At 70.2% G+C, this 1217-nt stretch carries 2 pseudogenes; one reads left to right on the top strand and one right to left on the bottom strand.

From position 1 onward, the window contains the following. Nucleotides 1–22 precede the first annotated feature (22 nt). Nucleotides 23–994: pseudogene (locus EAO71_RS22185) on the top strand (carbohydrate ABC transporter permease); the annotation flags it as partial. Here EAO71_RS22185 and EAO71_RS39060 read toward each other — a convergent pair. Further along, nucleotides 983–1217, bottom strand: a pseudogene (locus tag EAO71_RS39060) (carbohydrate ABC transporter permease); the annotation flags it as partial. The pseudogenes EAO71_RS22185 and EAO71_RS39060 sit on opposite strands and share 12 nt — an antisense overlap.

Consider the following 1217-nt stretch of genomic DNA (forward strand, 5'->3'; position numbering starts at 1 on the left):
CCCCCCCAGACGAGGAGGCGCCGTGTCGACCGTCCGAGAGCGGATCGCGCCCCGCTCCGCAAGCCGCCACCCGGCACGGCGCCCCGCCGGGACCGCCGCCCCGCACCGTACGAGCGGCGGATCCCCCTGGCCCTACCTGCTCATCGCCCCGGCCGTCCTGGGCATGCTCTACCTGCTGCTCTATCCACTCGCCCGCGCGATCCTCATCTCGCTGCAGGACTTCCGGCTGCGCCAGCTCATCCTGGGCGACGCCGAGTTCGTGGGGCTGCGCAACTACCGCACCCTGCTGGCCGACCCCCGCTTCTGGGAGGTCGTGCGGCGCACCTTCGTGTTCATGGCGGTCGACGTGGTGGCGATCATGGTCCTCGCCACGCTGGTCGCCCTGATGATCGAGCGGCTGGGCCGGATCGGCAGGACGACGGTCCTCAGCTCCCTGGTACTGGTCTGGGCGGTTCCCGTGGTGGCCGCCACCACCGTCTTCCAGTGGCTGTTCCACTCCGAGTTCGGCATCGTCAACGAGACCCTCACCGGGCTCGGCCTCGACTCGTTCGAGGGCTACGCCTGGTTCGCCCACGAGGGCGCCGCGTTCGCCATCGTCGTCGTCCTCGTCGTGTGGCAGTCCGTCCCGTTCGCGGCCATCACCCTCTACTCGGCCCTGACCACCGTCCCGGCCGAGCTGTACGAGTCGGCGCGGATGGACGGCGCCGGCGCCGCCCGCATCTTCCGCTCGGTGACCTTCCCCCTGCTCCGGCCGATCTTCATGCTCGTGCTGTCGCTGGAGGTCATCTGGACCTTCAAGGCCTTCGTCCAGATCTGGGTGATGACCCGCGGCGGCCCGGGCGACGCCACCACCATTCTGCCGGTGTACGCCGTCCAGACGGCACTCTCCCAGCAGCGGTACGACCTCGGCTCCGCCGCCTCGATGCTCACGGTCCTGCTGATGAGCGGCGTGCTGGTCCTCTACTTCCGCCAGTTGTTCCGTCAGGAGGGCGAGGAGGACCGCGCTCAGCGTGACGAGGATGCTGTTGCGCCAGAAGAGGCCGAAGCCGTCCGCGTCGACGGCCCGCCGGAAGTGGTCGAGCGTCCATTCCCGGGGCAGCAGCCGGGGGTCGTAGGACTGGATGTCGCGGGAGGGCCGGAGCGCGGTGGCGACCATCCAGTACACGGGGAAGAGGCAGATCACCACGGTCACGGTGGCGGCGGTCCACAGCGGGAGC

The sequence above is a fragment of the Streptomyces sp. MS191 genome, from assembly GCF_008042125.1.
In the GTDB taxonomy this organism is placed as follows: Bacteria; Actinomycetota; Actinomycetes; order Streptomycetales; family Streptomycetaceae; genus Streptomyces.